Below are 19,321 nucleotides of genomic sequence, written 5' to 3' on the forward strand. Positions count from 1 at the left end.
TAAATATGCACTATCCTGCCCTCCTTCCTTGATTTGTTGTGATGAATTGCTTTGATACTTTCCAGGGTTGCCGTCCAGGACAGCTGCTTTGATATCGGCATACTATACCGTTGTTGGGCAATCCGCTGATCGTCAGTTTTAATATCCACATCATAGATACTTTTGACCGCCAGTGCCAATTCTGCAAAACTGCTTTGCTTAAGATAAACTCTTCCCTCAATCCAGCTATTCCGTGTCGTCAGATCAAAAGTCTCCTGCTGGCTATTGTGGTTATTTTTGGTATAACGGATCTGTTCGCCGCGGGTCAGCACACCCAGCGGATTGCTATTGGCAGTAACCTGCACTTTACCTGTAAATACGGACACCGATATCTCATCCAATTCCGCATAGTTTTTCACGGTAAAGGAGGTCCCCAGCACCCTTGTCTGTATTTGTCGGGCATTCACCACAAAAGCTTTTGAGGAATCTTTCTTGATCTCAAAATAGGCCTCTCCAGCCATAAGCTCCACAACTCGATCACGCCTATTGTAAGAGACGGTATCCAATTTAATTTTGGAATATGCGTTCATTATAACGGTTGATCCGTCGGCCAAAAATATCCGCTTACGTTGTGAGGCCCCTGTTTCAAAAATCCGGTAACCGGGTTTTAAATTCGCTTCTCTTTGGGAGAAATTCAGATCATGCTGTTTTGTCCAAAATAAAACGCTAACACATAACAGTAGACTTGCTGCAACCGTTCCGCTCCAGTAGATTATGCTCCGACCCACTGATTTTTTAGACGCAGTACTTCCAATACGTTGCTGTATATTATTCCATAATCGAACCTCATCTACCTCTCCTTCAGAAAGTTCTTCCCGATCAAGCGTATCATACCAGCGATCAATCAGGGACCTCTCAGCCTTGTTCGCATTATTATGCTGGTATCTATAGATTAAGGATTCAAAAATTCTTCTTTTCACTTTTTATGCCTGCTGTTTATATACAAGTCCGCAAAAAAGCCTCAAAGTACTTCAAGAAATAGTTAATGTTGTATGAAAGAATTGTTAAAGGATCAAAGTTCAGAAAATAGGAATATGGCAAGGTGGGTAAGCTACTTAGCGAGCTCGTCTATAATAAAGACCAAAAGAAGGCTAAAACTACCGTTTTGAACATGTTGATAGCCCAAAATAGCTTTCCGTAATCGTTTGGATGCTTCCGTAAGATTATTTTTGACCGTTTGCTCAGACAGCCCCATACGCATGGCTATCTCTCGAATGGATAAATGTTCCCATTTCAATAAAAGCGCTTGCCGCATATTCTGTGGCATAATTTCCAGCTCTTCCTCCAACAACTTCTCAAGGGCTAAATACGTATTGAGATCCTCTGGATGCTGCTGCACATAGTCGAATATATGTTTACTCCAGTGCTCCAACAATCTGTCTTTGGCTTTATTGGAATTAAAGAAATCTATAATTTTATATTTGAGCATCCCTTTCAAATAGGCTGGAAGATTCATTTGGATGTCGATTGTATGCCGCCTTTCCCAAAATTGGACAAACAGCTCCTGTAGAATATCCTCCACATCCTGTCGGTCTAGGATCCGACGGGCAGCGTGCTGATAAAGATCTTTCCAGCAATAGCGATACAATTCCTCATAAGCAGAAGTATCGTTAAACTCTTTAATAGCTTGTAGCCAACGCTGATGTACAACTGGTCCTTGATTCATGCTAATACCAAAATTAAGGTTGAGATATTAAGTTTCTATTAATAAATGAATAAAGAAACTGTAGGTATATAAAATAGTTTCACATTCGAAATAATACTTGAGCTAAATCTATATAACAGCGCTCAATTTATTATCACCTGGTATAAAAGAATCAGATTCCCTTAAAAATCAATTATTTAAATTATTTGTTTATTCCAATATTATTCTTACCTTTGCAACGCCTTAGGCAATAGTGCCTATTGTATAAAATATTTCATGAACCCATTTTTAGAACTGGGAATCCGTGAGGAAGTTGTTAATGCCATCTCAGAATTAGGTTTCGAAAAACCTTCTGAAATTCAGGAAAAAGCCATTCCTGTTTTATTGACTGGTAACGACGATTTTGTCGGATTAGCCCAAACTGGCACAGGAAAGACCGCGGCATTTGGTCTTCCATTATTAGAGCAATTAGACTTTTCTCAAAAACACCCACAGGCATTAATTCTTTGCCCTACTCGGGAATTATGTTTACAAATCTCAAAAGATTTAGAAAAATTTGCTAAATACGTTGACAACGTACATGTTGTTGCTGTATATGGAGGTGCAAATATCTCAGACCAGCTACGTCAAATTAGACGTGGAGTGCAAATTGTAGTAGCGACCCCAGGTCGTATGTTGGATATCATCGGCAGAAATGCGATTGATTTTTCAAATGTAAAATATGTTGTATTGGATGAAGCGGATGAGATGCTCAATATGGGCTTCAAAGAAGACATCAACAACATTTTGTCAGAAACTCCTGACGAGAAAAAAACTTGGTTATTTTCGGCGACAATGCCTTCTGAGGTACGTCGTATCGCAAAGAATTATATGACCGATCCAGTTGAGCTTACTGTAGGTACAAAAAACACCGGTAATGCCAACATTGAACACCACTATTATTTGATCAAAGCAAAAGATAAATATGCTGCGTTCAAACGTATTGTGGATTCAAACCCTGATATCTTTGGTATCGTATTTTGTCGTACAAAAATCGAAACACAGGATATCGCTGAAGCGTTGATCAAAGATGGTTACAATGCAGATTCATTGCATGGTGACTTATCACAACAACAACGTGATAAAGTTATGAAACGTTACCGTGACCGTAGTTTACAATTGTTGATCGCAACAGACGTAGCTGCTCGTGGTATTGATGTAAGTGATGTAACTCACGTTATTAACTTCTCTTTACCTGATGAAACAGAAAACTATACACACCGTTCAGGCCGTACAGCCCGTGCAGGTAAAACTGGTATTTCACTTTCTTTGGTAAACGTAAAAGAACTAAGCAAAATCCGTCATCTTGAAAAGATCATCGGTAAGCCTTTTGAGAAAAAACAAGTACCTCAAGGTGCTGAAGTTTGCGAAAAACAATTATTTTCTATCGTTAAAAAGATTGAAAATGTTGAAGTAAACGACGAACAAATCAGCCCATTCTTGCCTGCAATTATGGAAAATTTGGAGTCACTTTCAAAAGAAGATATCATCAAAAGATTCGCTTCTCTTGAGTTCAACCGTTTCTTGGATTATTACAAAAATGCACCTGATTTAAATATCGAAGCGCGTGACGGTGGTCGTGAAGACCGCGGTGATAGACGTGATGGTCGTTCACGTGAAGGTTCAAAAGGCTACACGCGTTTATTTATGAATTTAGGTTCAGTAGATGAATTCTCTCGTGGAGATATGTTGGGCTTCATCTGTAACAATGCGAATATTTCAGGAAAATCAATCGGTAAAATTGATTTGAAAGGCGTGTTCACATTCTTCGAAGTTCAAGATGCAGAAGTAGAAAAAGTATTCCAAGGATTCCAAGGTGTAGATTACAACGGTCGTCAAGTACGTATCGAAGTATCTGGTGAAGCAAGAGGTGAAGGTCGTAGCGACCGTGGCGGAAGAAGCCGTGGTGGTGATCGTGGCGGAAGACGTGAAGGTGGATACCGTGGTGGTGATCGCGGTGGAAGACGTGAAGGTGGATATGGTGGCGGCGAACGCAGCGGAAGACGTGAAGGCGGATTCAGTGGTGAGCGTCGTGATCGTGGCGAGCGTAGCAGCAATGGCGGCGGCTTCCGTGATTTCTCTGGAAAACGTAAAGAATCAAAAAGCAAATACTAATCATTAGTACTTAGCATAAGAGTTAAAGACTCTGGTACAAAAGCGATCAGCTTGAGATGCCAGAGTCTTTTCTTTTATTTCCCCTCCTAACAGTACAGGCACTAATATCTCCTGCCAATATAATAGTCTCTATAAAAAAGCGTAAATTAGCTGTATTATACGAACTGGACTTCTAACATGCCAATAGTAGCAACAAGATTATTTGATTTAGCATACCTGCAATATAGTATTGCCCCGGATTTCCCAATGTTTTCTTTCAGAAAAGATAACGAATGGGTACAAGTAAGCAATACTCAATTTATTGAACAGATCAACGAGACATCTAAAGGTTTGATCGCATTAGGCGTTCAGCCTGGAGAGAAAGTAGCATTAATTAGTGAGAACCGCATCGAGTGGAATATCCTTGATTTTGCCATTCAACAAATTGGAGCTGTAGTAGTCGCCATCTACCCTAATATTTCAACCTTAGATTACACGTATATCTTCAATCATGCCGAAATCAGGAAGTGTATTGTTAGTTCAAAGACACTATACACAAAGATATTAACGATACAAGATAATTGTCCGCAACTAAATGCTATTTACAGTCTAGACAAAGAGGATGGTCTAAACCATTGGCATGACTTCGTTTCCAAGGGCGAGATCATTACAGATGAAACGCTAAACCAACTACGTGATGGTATAAAAACCGATACATTGGCGTCCATCATTTACACCTCTGGCACAACAGGAAATCCCAAAGGTGTTATGTTGTCTCATAAAAATTTATTGGCAGATACGTTGAGTAGTGAATATTCCTTTCCTGTCGAACGAGGTGATCGTGCCCTCTCCTTTCTTCCAGTTTGTCATGCCTATGAACGCGTATTCCAATATGTATATATGTACAAAGGTTTGACAATCTTCTTTGCTCAATCGATGGATACGATAGGTGAAGATTTTAAATCCGTTAAACCACATATTTTTTCCGCTGTACCTCGTGTATTGGAGAAAGTTTATGAGAAGATTATGGCTACAGGAGAGCAATTAACAGGAGTCAAGCGTAAGCTATTCTTCTGGTCCTTGAGCGTCGGCGAACAATACAAACTGGAGGGACGTACATGGTGGTATGACTTTCAACTGAACATTGCCCGTAAATTAGTTTTTTCAAAATGGCGCGAAGCATTAGGTGGTGACATCAAAGGGATTGCCTCCGGGAGTGCTGCTTTACAGGAAAGATTAATCCGTCTGTATATGGCAGCAGGGATTCCAATATATGAAGGTTATGGCCTCACTGAGGCGGGACCATGTATCGCTGTAAACTGCTATAAACGAGGTATGAAAATTGGTACTGTAGGCTTACCGTTAATTAATATCGAAATAAAGCTTGCTAACGATGGAGAAATATTGACTAAAGGCGAGAATAATATGATTGGCTATTATAAAAATCCAGAGGCAACAGCAGAAGCGATCAAGGATGGCTGGCTTTATACTGGGGACATTGGCCAATGGGTAGACGGTAAATTTCTTAAAATTATAGACCGAAAGAAAGAGATGTTCAAGACTTCTGGAGGAAAATATATCGTTCCGCAGCAGATCGAATCTAAACTGGTCGAATCTTCATTTATCGAACAGGCTATGGTACTTGGAGAAGGCCGCAAATTTCCTGCGGCGTTGATTGTTCCCAACTATAATAATCTTCTAGAATGGTCAAGAAGTGCTTTTCCCGCCCTTGCCAATCTTTCTAGACTAGATTTTCTAAATAGCCCAGAACTGAAACAGAAAATGGGATCGGAACTCAACCGTATTAATCAAAATTTTGGCAGCTGGGAACAGATCAAGAAGTTCATCATAGTTCCCGACGAAATGACCGTTGAAACCGGTGAATTGACACCGACGTTAAAAATGAAAAGAAAAGTTATCTTGCAAAAATACGAACAAGAGATTGAAGATATTTATCAAAACTAGTCTACAAAAAAGCCTTTGTCAAAAACAAAGGCTTTTTGTAATCAACTAAATTATATTCTTTATTTTTTAACAATCCGTTGACGAATCGCTTCATAGATCACTACTGCGGCCGACACAGATACATTTAACGAACCTATTTCACCGTACATTGGTATCTTGGCCAGGTGGTCGGCAATACGAATTAGGTCATTGGAAACACCAACGTCCTCTGCCCCCATAATTACACAGGTTGGAGCTGTATAATCCACATCGTAAATGCTCGAGGTTGTTTTTTCTGTACTGGCAACTAACTGCACACCTGAATCAATCAAAAATTTACCAACTTTGGACAAGCTATCATGGCGACAGACAGGGATTTTATAAAGTGCTCCAGCAGATGTTTTAATGGCATCAGGGTTAACCTCAGCTGAGCCCTTTTTAGGGACAATGATGGCATGTACTCCAGAACATTCCGCTGTACGTGCAATAGCACCCAAATTGCGCACATCGGTCACTCCATCCAACATCAGAAGTAAAGGAGTTTCACCTTTTTCATAAATCTGAGGGAGAAGTTCTTCTATATCATGATAGGTAATTGGAGAAATAACCGCAATTACACCTTGATGATTTTTACGTGTTATGCGGTTTAATTTTTCAATTGGCACCTGTTGAGAAGCGATATTATGTTCCTTTAACAAGGCTTTCAATTCTAGAATCAAACTGCCGCTCAAACCGCGTTGTATAAATAATGACTCGATCTCTTTACCACTATCGATTGCTTCGATGACAGCACGAATACCAAATACCATCTGATTCACTTCACGTCTTTCCCCGTGGTCGCGATCACGTCTCTGAAAATTTCCTTGCATAATAAATACTAAATATTTCCCTCTTCATGGAAGAGTTTGCAAATGTACAAAAATAAAAAACAACTAGCGTGTTTGAATTAGCTTAGCCCCAAGTTAAACTCCTTCCGCAAAGTATCTAAAAGCGGGTTTTTGTTGACCATCGCTTGATACTTCTCCTGGGAAGTATAGGGCTTGCGTGAAATCGTATGTTCCATCATCACCCCCTGCAGATCCAACGAAAAATTCTGGAGTTTCACACGTAGGTAGTTCAACACATCAACCTTTGCACTTTGCAATACATCCATCTGAACACCATTTTCGACATCAATTTCAATCAATACCCCATTTAACCGCGGTTGCATAGCCGTCATCATGGTATACAAGTTAATCTTGTTTTCCGCTTTCAGCTGTTCAGCATAACTATTCCAAACAGCAATAAATTGACCGAATGAAACATCACGTTGTTCGCTTCCACGTATTAATTCTGGCTCATCACCTTCTTTGGCAACCGCATTGTTATCGTATATGGTATTCAAATCCGGCAAAGACGGAATAATTGCTGCAGTAGATGCTCCCCACCCGCCTTTTTTTACTTTAGGAGGCACGTTGGAAATAGGATCTTTTTTCACCTCTTCCTTAGTCTCGGAAGCCTGATAATTTACGGGGTTAGCTTGCGAACGCGGTGTCACAGGGTTTTCAACGACAGGAGCATTCGCTGGAGAAGTCGCTTGCGGAGTAGGGACTACCGAGGTTTGTTGCGCTTGTCCAACTACTGGCTCAGGAAGTTTTTTTTTTACGCCCTCGGTTGCCGAAGGAATCTGTACGGATCCAAGCTGGCTCAATTTAATCGCACTTGCGATATGACATGTCTTGAGGAGTGAAAGTTCAACTTGCAGGCGTTGATTTTTACTTGTCTTATAGTTGATCTCACATTGATTGGAAATATTCAATGCAGATAACAAAAATCCTGGAGAAGCTTTTTGGGACTGCTGCAGATACTTTTGACGAATACTATCACTGACTTCCAATAATTTTAGCGTAGCCGGCTCTTTAGCAACCAGCAAATTTCTAAAATGTGCAGACAGACCGGCTATGAAATGACTGCCATCAAACCCGTGATTTAAAATCTCATTGAAAATCAATAAAGTTTGTGCTGCATCCTCAGTTAAAATAGCATCCGTTAGCTTAAAATAATAATCGTAATCCAAGATATTCAAATTATCGATTACCGCTTGATAGGTGACATTTTTATTGGAAAAACTGACGATCTGATCGAACATCGACAAGGCATCCCGAAGGCCACCATCGGCCTTTTGGGCAATGATATGTAATCCGTCCTGATCATAAGCAATACCTTCCCTGTCAGCGATACGGGCCAAATGACTGGCCATATCTTCCACTTTGATCCGGTTAAAATCAAAAATCTGACAGCGCGAAAGAATCGTTGGTAAAATCTTATGTTTTTCAGTAGTCGCCAGGATAAAGATAGCATAGGAAGGAGGTTCCTCCAATGTCTTCAAAAAAGCATTGAAAGCCGCTTGAGAAAGCATATGCACCTCATCTATGATATAGATTTTATATTTTCCAGCCTGTGGTGGTATGCGTACTTGATCAATCAGGTTGCGGATATCATCTACGGAATTATTGGATGCGGCATCCAGTTCATGAATACTGAAAGAATTTCCATTTTGGAAAGACTTACAGCTAGCACATGCACCACAAGGTTCAGTGCCTGCTAAGATATTTTCACAATTTATTGTTTTAGCTAAAATACGCGCACAGGTAGTTTTCCCCACACCGCGGGGACCACAAAATAAAAATGCCTGCGCCAACTGATTGTTGTGTATCGCATTCTTTAAGGTACCAGTAATGTGTTGCTGACCTACAACCGAATCAAAGGTAATCGGGCGGTATTTACGTGCAGAAACAATAAAATTATCCATTGCACGAAGATACGAATTTTAATATTATTTTTCTACGTAACATTAATTTGTAGCGGTAGTGGAGTGCGACAATTTCGCGGTATTATCTCATTTTCTGGCATAAAAAAAGACATCCCTGTACAAAGTAAATATAGACTCCCTTGCCTACCTGCACATTGTATCAAAACAAGGCGTATGGCTATGGCTAGCAAGAATACTACACTAAAGTGTTTTAGACTAAGTCATTTTTAAATGTTAATTTCGGCGAACTAAAGACTATTCGAAAACAACTTTATTAATTATTGATAATAACAAGCAATATATCCCTGCATTAGGATACTTTGAGTGTAGCAGATAGTTAATAGCTTTCGTTATCTTACAAAAACCAAATTTATGAAGCACTTAACCTACCTATTTTACGCTTTTTTATTTAGTACATTTTTATTTGTAGGCTGTAAAAAAGAAGACAGCTATGAGGAACTCACAAGTCTAGCAGCAGATAAAATCCAGCAAGCCGTTAAATTAACAGAACATCTTTCCTGCAATGATCTAAAGGAATGTCGTATTGACACGCTTTATTACACCTATGTACCGGTACATCCAAGCTTTGAGCAAGCCTATAATCAATTACTTACCGAAGCTGCAGACCTTAAAGAAAGGGCGCAGAAAGTATATAAAGGGCCTATTGTTTACAATACGAGTCCTGCTGAAAATTATCTTCCACCCCACTTTGGATTGCGCTGCATTGCCGACAAGGTCAAGGTCGCCCGTGCCACGGATCTGGAACTACCTGAAATTAACCAGCGGCTGGATGAACTGTTACCTAAAATGACCACATTTTTCAATGACATTCCCTGTACCGACCCAAGTAAATGGCATATCGCCCCTTTTCGTAAAGACTGTGAATTTATCTCCATATTGTATACTGACAAAGAAAACTTTGCTGAGTTTGGCAATATGGCAGAACAATATAATCATTTGGATCATGCAAAAAGAGTACTAGACAAAAGCTTGAACTGTCCAGATAAAAATGACAAACCAGCCAAAGGAGTAATCTGTGAAAATGGTAAGCCTAAGATTACGTATTAATATACGCCGTGCTACCAAATCTTATATTCGATAAATCAAATCATTCTTTATAGGAATGATTTGATTTAGATAAAGCTCAGCCTTCAGATGGCTGAGCTTTTATCTAGTTCTATACTACTTCATCAGGTATCCGAAAGCTTTGGGTCTAACCATAGTTTCCTGATAAACCTTACCAAAACGATCGGTTACTTTAATTAACAAGGTGCTGGTGGGAGAAGAGGCCTTCACTTTAAACATGTGCGCTGTCAAAGTGCTCACAAAGTCCTCGGTGGGGGTAGCATTTCGATTAAGTCGCTGTGCTGAATAGGAAACAATATGCAATGGATCTCGCATACGAACACGGGAGACTGTCAACGGTTGACCATTTTCACTCACTTCGACTTTCCAATTTTTATCGTAGTTCCAAACATTGATCAATACCTCATTGTTGTTATTGGGATTCGCATATTCCGCCGCATAACTCTCCCATTTCAGATCACTTGTAGGCTTAAAATTTGGGGCATATTTATCTTTGGTAAGATGCACCTGATTAAGATCATAAGCCCTAAATTGATAATCAGCATGCTCACCAATACTCTTATACCCCCACTTTAAATCTCTTCCGTCTATCGCCCATATTCCATAGCCTCCTGGAGCCCCATCCTTACAAATATGATTGCCTGCATATCCCGCGTTACCGGTCCACCACCAAGTCGCACAGATGGCAGCTGTATTATGCTCCATGATATGCGGCGTAGCAGCAGTTTCCACGTTATAATTGATATGCGTATGTCCCGTGAGCACATGCACGGTTTTAAATCCATTCAAGGCGTTCACAAAATCCTGCGCATTGCTTATCCGATATCCTGTCGTTTCGGCACCGTTCGTATTGAGACTTGGATTGGTATGTAAATGTGCATGCATGGCGATCACAATCGGCGTATCCTTATCCGTAATGGTTGCTAGATCTTTTTTGAGCCATTCAATCTGATCAGCGACAATTTTTGTATTATAGTTCCTTGCATCACCGGCATTAATATATTCAATATTATCTAAAACAATGTAATGTACCTTACCGATATTGAAGGAATAATAAGTCGGCCCCAATACATCACGGAACTTATCTTCAGCTCCCCAATCCTCATAAAACTTTGGATCGTTATCATGATTGCCCATGGTATTAAATACCATCGCGTTGATCTTATTCATTTCAACAATATACTGCGGCAGTGCATAATTATTGGTATACCAATACCCATCCCAAGTCATATCTCCCAATGTCAGCGCATACACTTTATTGCCCGCATTTTTATAGTTTTGTATTGACTGATTAACATCGGGCAGGAATCCTTTCTGAAACTGATTCAGGTCATCCGTACGTTTAGCCAAATGCATATCTCCCAACACCATGACCACATGTTTTTCATTATTTGCAGCCTTAAGCTCAAAATCTTTAATCTCAACAATGTTTGCCGGCTGCGAAAGGCGTTGAAAGAATTGAGGCGCATTGACGTTTGAATCAACTTCATAGTTTCCCGGTATGGAAATAAACACATATTTTCCTTTTTTGGAAGAAGGTAAATAATATATACCAGCTGCATCCGTCATTGTCACTTCAAAGCCGTCTGATACCACAACATTGGCAACACCTACACCATTGGCGTAAACAACACCCTTTACAGTCATTCCTGTTTTGTCGGGGATATTCGCATTAAAAAATAAATTGACAATGGTTGATCCCAACAAAAATGACTGGGCTCCGCGTTTTACGGATATCCGATAACTATCCGATGGCAATTCCGTAGGGAAAACAAAAACAATATTATCTGCAGAAGCAGATTTGCTTGCGACAGTAAATTTCCCCATTACACCGAGTTTATTCAGTGATTCAAAATATAGCTGATCCCCCATCTTGAATCCTGTTCCTTGTATTGTATATTCGCCCCCCTTGGAAGATTCTATCCGAGAGGACAATAGCACACCGGTTATCCGTAATGTATTATCTTCATTCCCCGGTTCGGGTTCGCCAGGCTTATTTTCAGGAATAGCTGAGGCTTTGGTGCAGCTGTATAAGTTTAATGTTAGGCCAAGTCCGGTTACCAATGTAGCTCGGATAAAGACCCGTCGGTTATATTGTTCTTTTTTTTTCATAAAAAATAGGTGATTAAAGGCTATTAACAATTACTTAGCGGGGGGCACAAAAATAGCCCATGCAATTTTTCTGAAGAGAAAGTATGCATGGGCCAGGTTTATTATTTAGCGACGGTAACAACGATATCGTCGACAAAAATACGGTTAACGGTAGCCGGCCAATTACCAGCACGCTGATCAAACGCGCCACCCAATAACCAAATTTGAGTCTCCGCAGTAGCTCCCGTAACAACAAAAGAATAGGTCGCTTCCGGAGCTTGCCATGCAGCTCTGCACGATTCTAGATTCGAATTAGGAGTTGCAACGTTCATCACATTAAATTGGCTCACGCTGACCGTTCCTGGTCCTTTGACACCAACGTTGAGTAGATAATGGTCACCAGTGGCATATCGTACAGCTTTGAAGGTAACCAATAGATTTTTTGTACGCTGTACATTGGCCAGCTTCGGCGAAATTAGATCGCCGCCGTAGTTCGTACGCCCTAATTTAATAAAGCCTGGTCGCGCATAAATCGATGCATAATTACCGCCCCCTTCTGTCGTATTGATCGTACTGGTCCAGCCTTTGGCCAATTCATCAGTGCTCCATAAAGCAATCCTTGTTTCGCCTGAAGTCGCATTAAAGATCTCGCTTCCATAGGTCAGCCAGTTAAAGTCCTCCTGAAGAACGACATCGCCCTCTACTTGCAATTTTACGCCTTTCTGATATACAGTTAGCGGAGATGCCTGTTGCACATCGCCTAAAAATAACAATAGATTTGCTGTACGCTCAATGTCGGTATTTTTATTTACCGTGATTGTTATTGGGGTATCACCCTCACCTTCCATAGGTGCAACTTTCACCCATTCAGATTCATTTTCCAAAGCGACTTTCCATTTCCCCGTAGCGCGGAGAATATACTGCCCGGTTATACCATCTTCCAGAACTTCCAAACGGTTGGATATGCCATCTATTTTTAAATAGGGATCTTTCACCTGTCCTTGATCTGTGGTTCCTGCCTGCTCTACATTCAGCACGTTATTTTGTAACTTTCCATCTAAAGTAAAAAACAAAGTCAGTTCACGCGCTTCGGGATCGGTATTTTTGTGAACGGTAACGGTAAATGTTCCATTTCCATTCCCCTCCATTGGATCGACTTTAACCCAGTTTTCTTTTCGGAGGGGCTCAACCTTCCATTTGCCAGTCGCCTGAACAGTGTAGGTTTCAGATACACCATTAGCCGCAGCGGCCAATTTTGATGGGTTATCTTTTAGTGCAAAATCACCATTTACCGCAAGATCGTCTTTACAGGATGTTAGTATCATTATCAAACTAAGACAAAAGACAACTGTTGATTTTGGAAGCGTATCCAATTTGTAATAATTAATCGTATTCATGAATTCCATAATTTTATTTAGCCTGCATTTCAACACGTTCCTTCATAATTGTCGTCACATTGCCTATCGTATACTGATATGACAATAGAAACACGTTTGTGCGCATACCAAATGCTTCTTCCACTTTGAATTTATTCGGATACATGGGGTCATTGTCCAATTGTACGACCTGAATATCTTTGTAAGGCTTTATCTTTACGTTATTAAAATCATCTATCTCCAAGGTAAGACAGTTTTTCTCAATATTAGGTACTTTAGATATAAAAGTCTCATTACCGGCGACCATCCTCACGCTATTGCTGGTTAATGGAAATAGCTGTTTATTCGCCGCTGTAGACAAACCATTGGCAAACCCCACCATTGAATACATGGTATTTTTGGCCTGTGATGCATATTCATTCTCTATGATGACCTGGTACAACATGGTGCTTTTCTTAGGATTGATTTCAACACCGGATGAGCCTGTCGCTTTCAGTCCAATAAAATAGGTAGAGTCCGGAGATAATCCATCTGGTCGCAATTTAACCATGGTACGGCCTGTTAGCTCACCTGCTTTGATCACAATCTTTTTGTCCATGATGTCATACTTCTCTTTGGGAAGTAATTTGGCATACAGATCTTCCGAATTATCATAAACAGCAAAATTGTATTTTACTAAAGGTTCTGAATCCTCTTCCAGTGCAATAACAAGATCTTTATCAGGCGCATGTGTACCTCCTGATGATGCCGCTACATAGCCAATCACCTCTTCTCCGGTCAAGCGAACCACTTCTTTAAACGTATTGTGATAATCAGAACTTATTAATGCTACCTCATTTTTATACATTTCCTTTTCGAATATTTCGTTGTCCTTACAGGCAACTAAAGCCATCGAAGCTGTCAGTATAGCGATAAAACTTCGTTTCATAATTTAATATTTTAATGTCTTCCACAAACCAAAACGGCTATGGAAGACGGTTATATTTTCCTTTTCTAATGCTTAATCCTAATTATAGCCCGGATTCTGATCCAATGATGGTAATCTGCGCATTTCGGCACGAGGTATAGGCACCCAAATCAACTTTTTATCGACCTGCCTTGTCAGGAATGACGATGTACCTGGTGAAACTCGCTTGTAGAAAGATTCCCGATCCGCACCATCGGGGTTCATACCGCTAATAGGCTCACGTTCCGTTTCTTCGTACTTGCCCCAACGGCGTACATCGTAAAAGCGTCTGTTTTCCCATAGAAACTCCACCATACGCTCACGTTCTATTTGCTTCTGCACCTCTGCCTTGTTGGCAAGCTGCGCAGTGGACAATCCTGGTAAACCTGCACGGTACCGAACAGAATTAAAAGAAGCTTTTATTTCACTTTCATCCCGGCTCGCGGTATAGGTTTTATCACCAAGCTGTACTGTATGGCTTCCAGTAAGGTTATTTAGTGCTTCAGCGTAGGATAACAATATTTCTGCATAACGGATAATAGGATATGCTTTGGGCATCATTCTGGCACCCGTACCGCTGATCGCATCAAATGGGTTTACCCATTTCTTAATAACATAACCTGTCAACGGGTAGTTAGGTGACGATGCCGAAACACCTCCCCGGCCATCAGGTTCCTGGTAAAAATATTTAGCCGCATGAGTATTCAACGTTGTACTAGACAAAGCCTGCCACACAGCACCGTTGAAACCTATGGATGCATAAAAACGCATTTCACGGTTTGCATACATCTTAAATATCCCCGCATTCAGTGGGTAACCCGAAAAATTACGCGGCTGAGCTGTAAATAAGTCACCAAAAGTACCACCGGCGGGAAGATCCGCTACAGCTTCAAAATACGTATCGCCACGCGCTTCTTCTTTGGTGCGTCCATCATCCATCAGATAGGCATCCACGACTTTTTGAGTCACCGAAAAACGCCCCCATCCCCCTAAGGTTGGTGGAAATGCACCCTTGTTCAAATCCGTTATGATATAATTCGTATTACGTCCCCAGATGTATTCGGGATTGATTGAAGCTACAGCTTCACCGGTAAAGACATCAGAGTATGATCTAAATGCATCAATACCACCCGCCCCATTCGGATAGCTTCCATAAAAGTTGGGGTCGGAAGTTACGCCAGTCGGAAGTGTGGGCGTTCTTTCGTCCGCTGGCACTGTATATAATTTATACCGGCCCATATCCATGACACGCTTAGCAGCGGCAGCTGCTACTGCCCAACGTTTTTCATCGTATTGTTGTGATACATAATGTGTACCATCGGTCTTGCGAATCCAGCTACCAAAATAGGATGCGGCAACCGGTCCGCCATTAAACAATGGACTGGCATGGATCAAGCGCAAACGGGCGATCAATGCAAATGCTGCTCCTTTTGTCGGTTTGCCAAAATCCAATAGACTAACATCAGTGGGAAGTTGTATTGCAGCCTTTTCAAATTCACCACAGATGTATTCCATAGCCTCATCATACGTTGCCCGGGGCCGGTCATAATACGCAATATCCTCATTGGTATTCACAACTTCATCTCCCAGCAAGATCGGTGGGCCAAAATCTATAATGAGGTTATAGTATGCGTAAGCTCTAATAAAACGTGTATATCCTTCGATACGGTTACGGTCTGCGTAGCTCATATCCCTTGGCACATCGAGGTTCTTTAAAACATTATTAGCTTTACGAATGATTTTGTAGTATTTTCCCCATTGATTAAGTCCACCGTAAAAATCAGGCGTAATATTTCCGGTGACAAAATCCATCCCGTAATAAATATTAGTAGTTCCAGTGCCTGTAAGGCCATTTATAGCTTCATCTGTCGCCATTGGCCCGGGCGTATAATTTGATCTGATCGTATTGGATTCGTCAGGGAACAGTGCTGCCGCCCCCCACATATACGCTTCGATATAACGCGTATTTGTATAAGCTGAATCAATATTGAACTCATCATCAAAATATTTATCAATATTTAGATAATCTTTACAGGATGCCACCATAAACAACAGTTGTATGGCTAAGACGAATTTGGTTATTCTCTTTATGATTACTGACCTTTTCATGTCCTTCAATTATTTCTATACTATTAAAAATTAATATAAGCCTGTAACGAGTAAGTCGTCGGAATTGGATATTTACGCCCTCCCCAGGCCGCTTGTTCGGGGTCAAAAATCTTAACATTATCCCAGATATAAAGGTTATTCCCAACAAACTGAAGATCCATAGATCTGACACCCAGTCTCGTTAAAAACTTAGGGCTTAGGGTATAATTCAAAGTAACCTCCTGTAAGCGCAAATAGCGGGCATCATCCATCCAAAACGATGACAGCTGACTGTTGTTACTGTTGTTTCCGTATTGCAAACGGGGGAATTTAGCATTTGGATTTTCAGCTAAAGATAGATCAATACCATGCTGTAACGCATAGTCTCTTGGGATCCAACGATTGGCAGGGTCATTAGCCAAGGTAATGACGTTACCATCTGTACCGCCAAAAAACGGCATATAACCCATACCGGTATTTTCAGTAGCATCTTTATATGTCATTGGCTGCCCCACATAGAAAAAGGACGTCTTCCCTGTACCTTTGAATAACACTCCTAGAGATAGATTTTTGTAACGAAACTCTCCTCCGAAACCATACATGGTCAATGGATAGTTGCTATGGGTCAATGGAACTTTATCCAGCGTATTGATGATACCGTCACCATTTACATCTTTATATTTGATATCACCAGGTAATACCGTTCCAAAGCTTTGTGTCGGACTGTATTTGATATCGTCTTCGTCTTTAAATAATCCTAATGATTGATAACCACGGATAGAGCCGTAAGGATAGCCGTTAAACTCCAAGTAAGAATACTCCAGGTAAGCCTGTTCCCAATTTTGTACGACATTCTTTGAATAGGTAAAATTACCCCGCAAAGTAAGAGTCATATCGCTATTGAGTTTGGTGGTGTAGCTCAAATTACCATCAGCACCCGAGCTCTTCATACGCCCCACATTGGCGTAAGGATTGGATATTACACCCACATAATCCGGCACCTGAACCCGTGGCTGGAAGATACCGTTGCGCTGATCCTGGAAAAAATCAATCACAAAATCAATTTTGTTATTAAAGAGCTTTCCCTCTATTCCTAGATTGGACTTAATCGAGCGTTCCCATGCTAGGTTGTCCGCCCCGATACGCGTTTCAGAAATTGTTTCAATGCCACCAACTCCCCAAACACCGCTATTGTAAATATCCGCTTTCGTCAGATAAGGGAAACGGACAGCATTTAAAATCCGGTCATTACCTACGGTACCATAAGATGCCCTGATTTTGAAATAGTCTAACCAAGGTGCCGCATCTTTCACAAATTGGTAACTTGAAGGTACCCATCCCACTGCCACCGATGGGAAGAACCCATACTGACGGCCGGGCTGAAAGTTTTCAGAACCTGTATATCCAAAATTGGCGTCCAATAAGTATGTATCCTTATAACCATAGGTAAACCTACTGGAAACCCCTTGATAACGAACAGGTATTGCGGTCATATTACTGGTTGCATCATCGGTATCTTTAGCATCGCTCAGGTAATAATAAACCAAAGCTGAGGTACGATGATCCTCACCAAATTTTTTCTCATAATTAAGTGTAGACTCAAAATGATATTTTCGGTACTGGCTTACGGTCTTCAGATAGGAAGCCGGACTTTCCTGTACCTTTTGAACCATGATTAGCGAACCATCCAAGTTTCGGCCGGTTGCCTCATACAATGCCGGTTGCATCCATCTACGTTCGGCAAAATAACTCTGAATGTCATAAGCACCCTGACCACGAATTTTCAGACCTTCCAGGAGACTACTTAAGTCTTGATCAAGCGCCACGGTTACCTTACCTTTATAGTTTTGATTATTATAGTTACCCGTACGATTGATCATCACATAAGGTGATGAACGTTGGCCTGCTCCTAAACCAGGCAATAAGCCATTGGAATATTGAAGCGGAATGGAAATTGGCGTAAGTGTCGATTGTGTTTTCCAGATCGCATCCGTATTCCCATAACCCGGTTCTTTTTTAACCGATAAAAATCCATCTGAACCCAAAAACACCTTAGTCGTTTTTGTCAGGTTGATATCAAGGTTAAGCCGATAATTGTAAGTATTGTAACCAACATTAGAACTGTAAATACTACTCTTATCAACTTTGTAGGCCGCTGTTTCGCTATTACCGCCCAAACTCAGGAAATATCGTGCAACCTCAGAACCTCCACGTCCCGAAGCATAGTAGCTTTGACGCCAAAAGCTTCGGTTTAGAATCTCATCTTGCCAGCTGACATCAGGATACATATCTGGATCTAGATGTTGCTGTATAATACCTAATTCAGTATCATTAAACAAGGGCTCGCTCCCCCGCACTACGGAAGCTTCATTAGCCAATAGGGCATAATCATAAGCACGTAGGTATTTCGGTAAACGATTCAGTCTGGATAAGGTCGTATTTGCACGCCCAGTGATCTGTATCCGATCTACAGTACCGCGTTTAGTGGTCACCAATACCACTCCGTTTGCACCCCGCACACCATATACTGCTGTTGCTGAAGCATCTTTCAGAATGGAGAAGCTCTCCACGTCTGCAGGGTCTATGGTATTTAAATCGCCTTCAAGCCCATCAATAAGCACTAAGGCTTTCGCGTTGGCACCAAATGTACCTATACCACGCACCCAAAAATCAGAGATATTTGATCCCGGTTCACCCGAAGTCTGCATGGATATAATGCCTGCTGCACGACCGCCCAGCATATTCGCGATAGAAGGCGCGGGACTTTGTAACTGTTTTACATCAACTGTTGTAATGGCACCTACAGAACTAATTTTCCGTTGTTTTGCGCCCAAACCAACTACGACGACCTCATCAATATTTGTACTCTTATCGAGCATTTTTATTTCCAGATTGTTGGTCGATTCTACCACCAAATGCTCGGCAACATCATAGCCCACACTGGTAAATACCAACCAGTCTCCATACGCAGCTTTAATAGTAAACTTTCCCTTTTCATCTGTAGAAGTTGCTCCTGTCGGTTTATCCTTGACATAGATTGACACTTTAGATATAGGTTGCCCCTTGCTATCAACGACAGTTCCGGCAATCGTTAACTGTTCTTCTGCTTGTTGTGCAAGTGCAGGTGATAGCCAGAGGCACAACGGCAGGATGCACAAAAAATAAATAATCTTCATAATATA

Annotated in this window: 12 protein-coding genes; 3 read left to right on the forward strand and 9 right to left on the reverse strand. The window is 41.0% G+C overall.

The genetic code is table 11. The features are described from left to right. Together B2X72_RS24535 and B2X72_RS24540 are read right to left on the reverse strand one after the other, a co-directional pair. The coding region (locus B2X72_RS24535) for a FecR family protein (protein WP_286851891.1) at positions 1–959 on the reverse strand (959 nt) is incomplete at its 3' end. A gap of 131 nt (positions 960–1,090) precedes the next feature. Continuing rightward, on the reverse strand, positions 1,091–1,705 hold the full coding sequence (locus B2X72_RS24540) for an RNA polymerase sigma factor (RefSeq protein WP_088160693.1): 615 nt from the start codon (positions 1,703–1,705) through the stop codon (positions 1,091–1,093). A gap of 255 nt (positions 1,706–1,960) precedes the next feature. Between B2X72_RS24540 and B2X72_RS24545 the strand changes: the two genes are divergently transcribed. Further along, entirely contained in the window at positions 1,961–3,838 is a 1,878-nt protein-coding gene (locus B2X72_RS24545; protein WP_075991675.1) for a DEAD/DEAH box helicase, read from the forward strand. Between the two features lie 177 nt (positions 3,839–4,015). Next, on the forward strand, positions 4,016–5,782 hold the full coding sequence (locus B2X72_RS24550) for an AMP-dependent synthetase/ligase (RefSeq protein ID WP_088160692.1): 1,767 nt from the start codon (positions 4,016–4,018) through the stop codon (positions 5,780–5,782). Positions 5,783–5,841: 59 nt separating this feature from the next. On the opposite strand, the gene rlmB is transcribed toward B2X72_RS24550, so the two are convergent. Both rlmB and B2X72_RS24560 read right to left on the reverse strand, forming a co-directional pair. Next, positions 5,842–6,630, reverse strand: a complete 789-nt coding sequence (gene rlmB / locus B2X72_RS24555; protein WP_046672182.1) for a 23S rRNA (guanosine(2251)-2'-O)-methyltransferase RlmB — start codon at positions 6,628–6,630, stop codon at positions 5,842–5,844. 77 nt (positions 6,631–6,707) lie between these two features. After that, positions 6,708–8,552, reverse strand: a complete 1,845-nt coding sequence (locus B2X72_RS24560) for a DNA polymerase III subunit gamma/tau (RefSeq protein ID WP_070567258.1) — start codon at positions 8,550–8,552, stop codon at positions 6,708–6,710. Between the two features lie 372 nt (positions 8,553–8,924). On the opposite strand from B2X72_RS24560, the gene B2X72_RS24565 reads away from it, so the two are divergent. Then, positions 8,925–9,620 (forward strand): hypothetical protein, encoded by a 696-nt coding sequence (locus B2X72_RS24565; protein WP_286851892.1) that lies wholly within the window; start codon positions 8,925–8,927, stop codon positions 9,618–9,620. 114 nt (positions 9,621–9,734) lie between these two features. On the opposite strand, the gene B2X72_RS24570 is transcribed toward B2X72_RS24565, so the two are convergent. The 5 genes from B2X72_RS24570 to B2X72_RS24590 all read right to left on the reverse strand — a co-directional run bounded on the left by B2X72_RS24570 (position 9,735) and on the right by B2X72_RS24590 (position 19,315). Next, positions 9,735–11,750, reverse strand: coding sequence for a calcineurin-like phosphoesterase family protein (locus B2X72_RS24570; RefSeq protein WP_286736416.1), 2,016 nt, complete (start codon positions 11,748–11,750; stop codon positions 9,735–9,737). Positions 11,751–11,851: 101 nt separating this feature from the next. Beyond that, the gene (locus B2X72_RS24575; RefSeq protein ID WP_232475713.1) at positions 11,852–13,126 is read right to left on the reverse strand and encodes a BACON domain-containing protein; all 1,275 of its coding nucleotides are present in this window, start codon (positions 13,124–13,126) and stop codon (positions 11,852–11,854) included. 13 nt (positions 13,127–13,139) lie between these two features. Continuing rightward, positions 13,140–14,033 (reverse strand): DUF1735 domain-containing protein, encoded by an 894-nt coding sequence (locus tag B2X72_RS24580; RefSeq protein ID WP_088160688.1) that lies wholly within the window; start codon positions 14,031–14,033, stop codon positions 13,140–13,142. Positions 14,034–14,111: 78 nt separating this feature from the next. Further along, entirely contained in the window at positions 14,112–16,160 is a 2,049-nt protein-coding gene (locus B2X72_RS24585) for a RagB/SusD family nutrient uptake outer membrane protein (protein WP_286851893.1), read from the reverse strand. Between the two features lie 23 nt (positions 16,161–16,183). Then, positions 16,184–19,315, reverse strand: a complete 3,132-nt coding sequence (locus B2X72_RS24590) for a SusC/RagA family TonB-linked outer membrane protein (protein ID WP_286851896.1) — start codon at positions 19,313–19,315, stop codon at positions 16,184–16,186. Positions 19,316–19,321: the final 6 nt, after the last annotated feature.

Source organism: Sphingobacterium sp. UBA7253, assembly GCF_002472745.1.
Classification (GTDB): domain Bacteria; phylum Bacteroidota; class Bacteroidia; order Sphingobacteriales; family Sphingobacteriaceae; genus Sphingobacterium; species Sphingobacterium siyangense.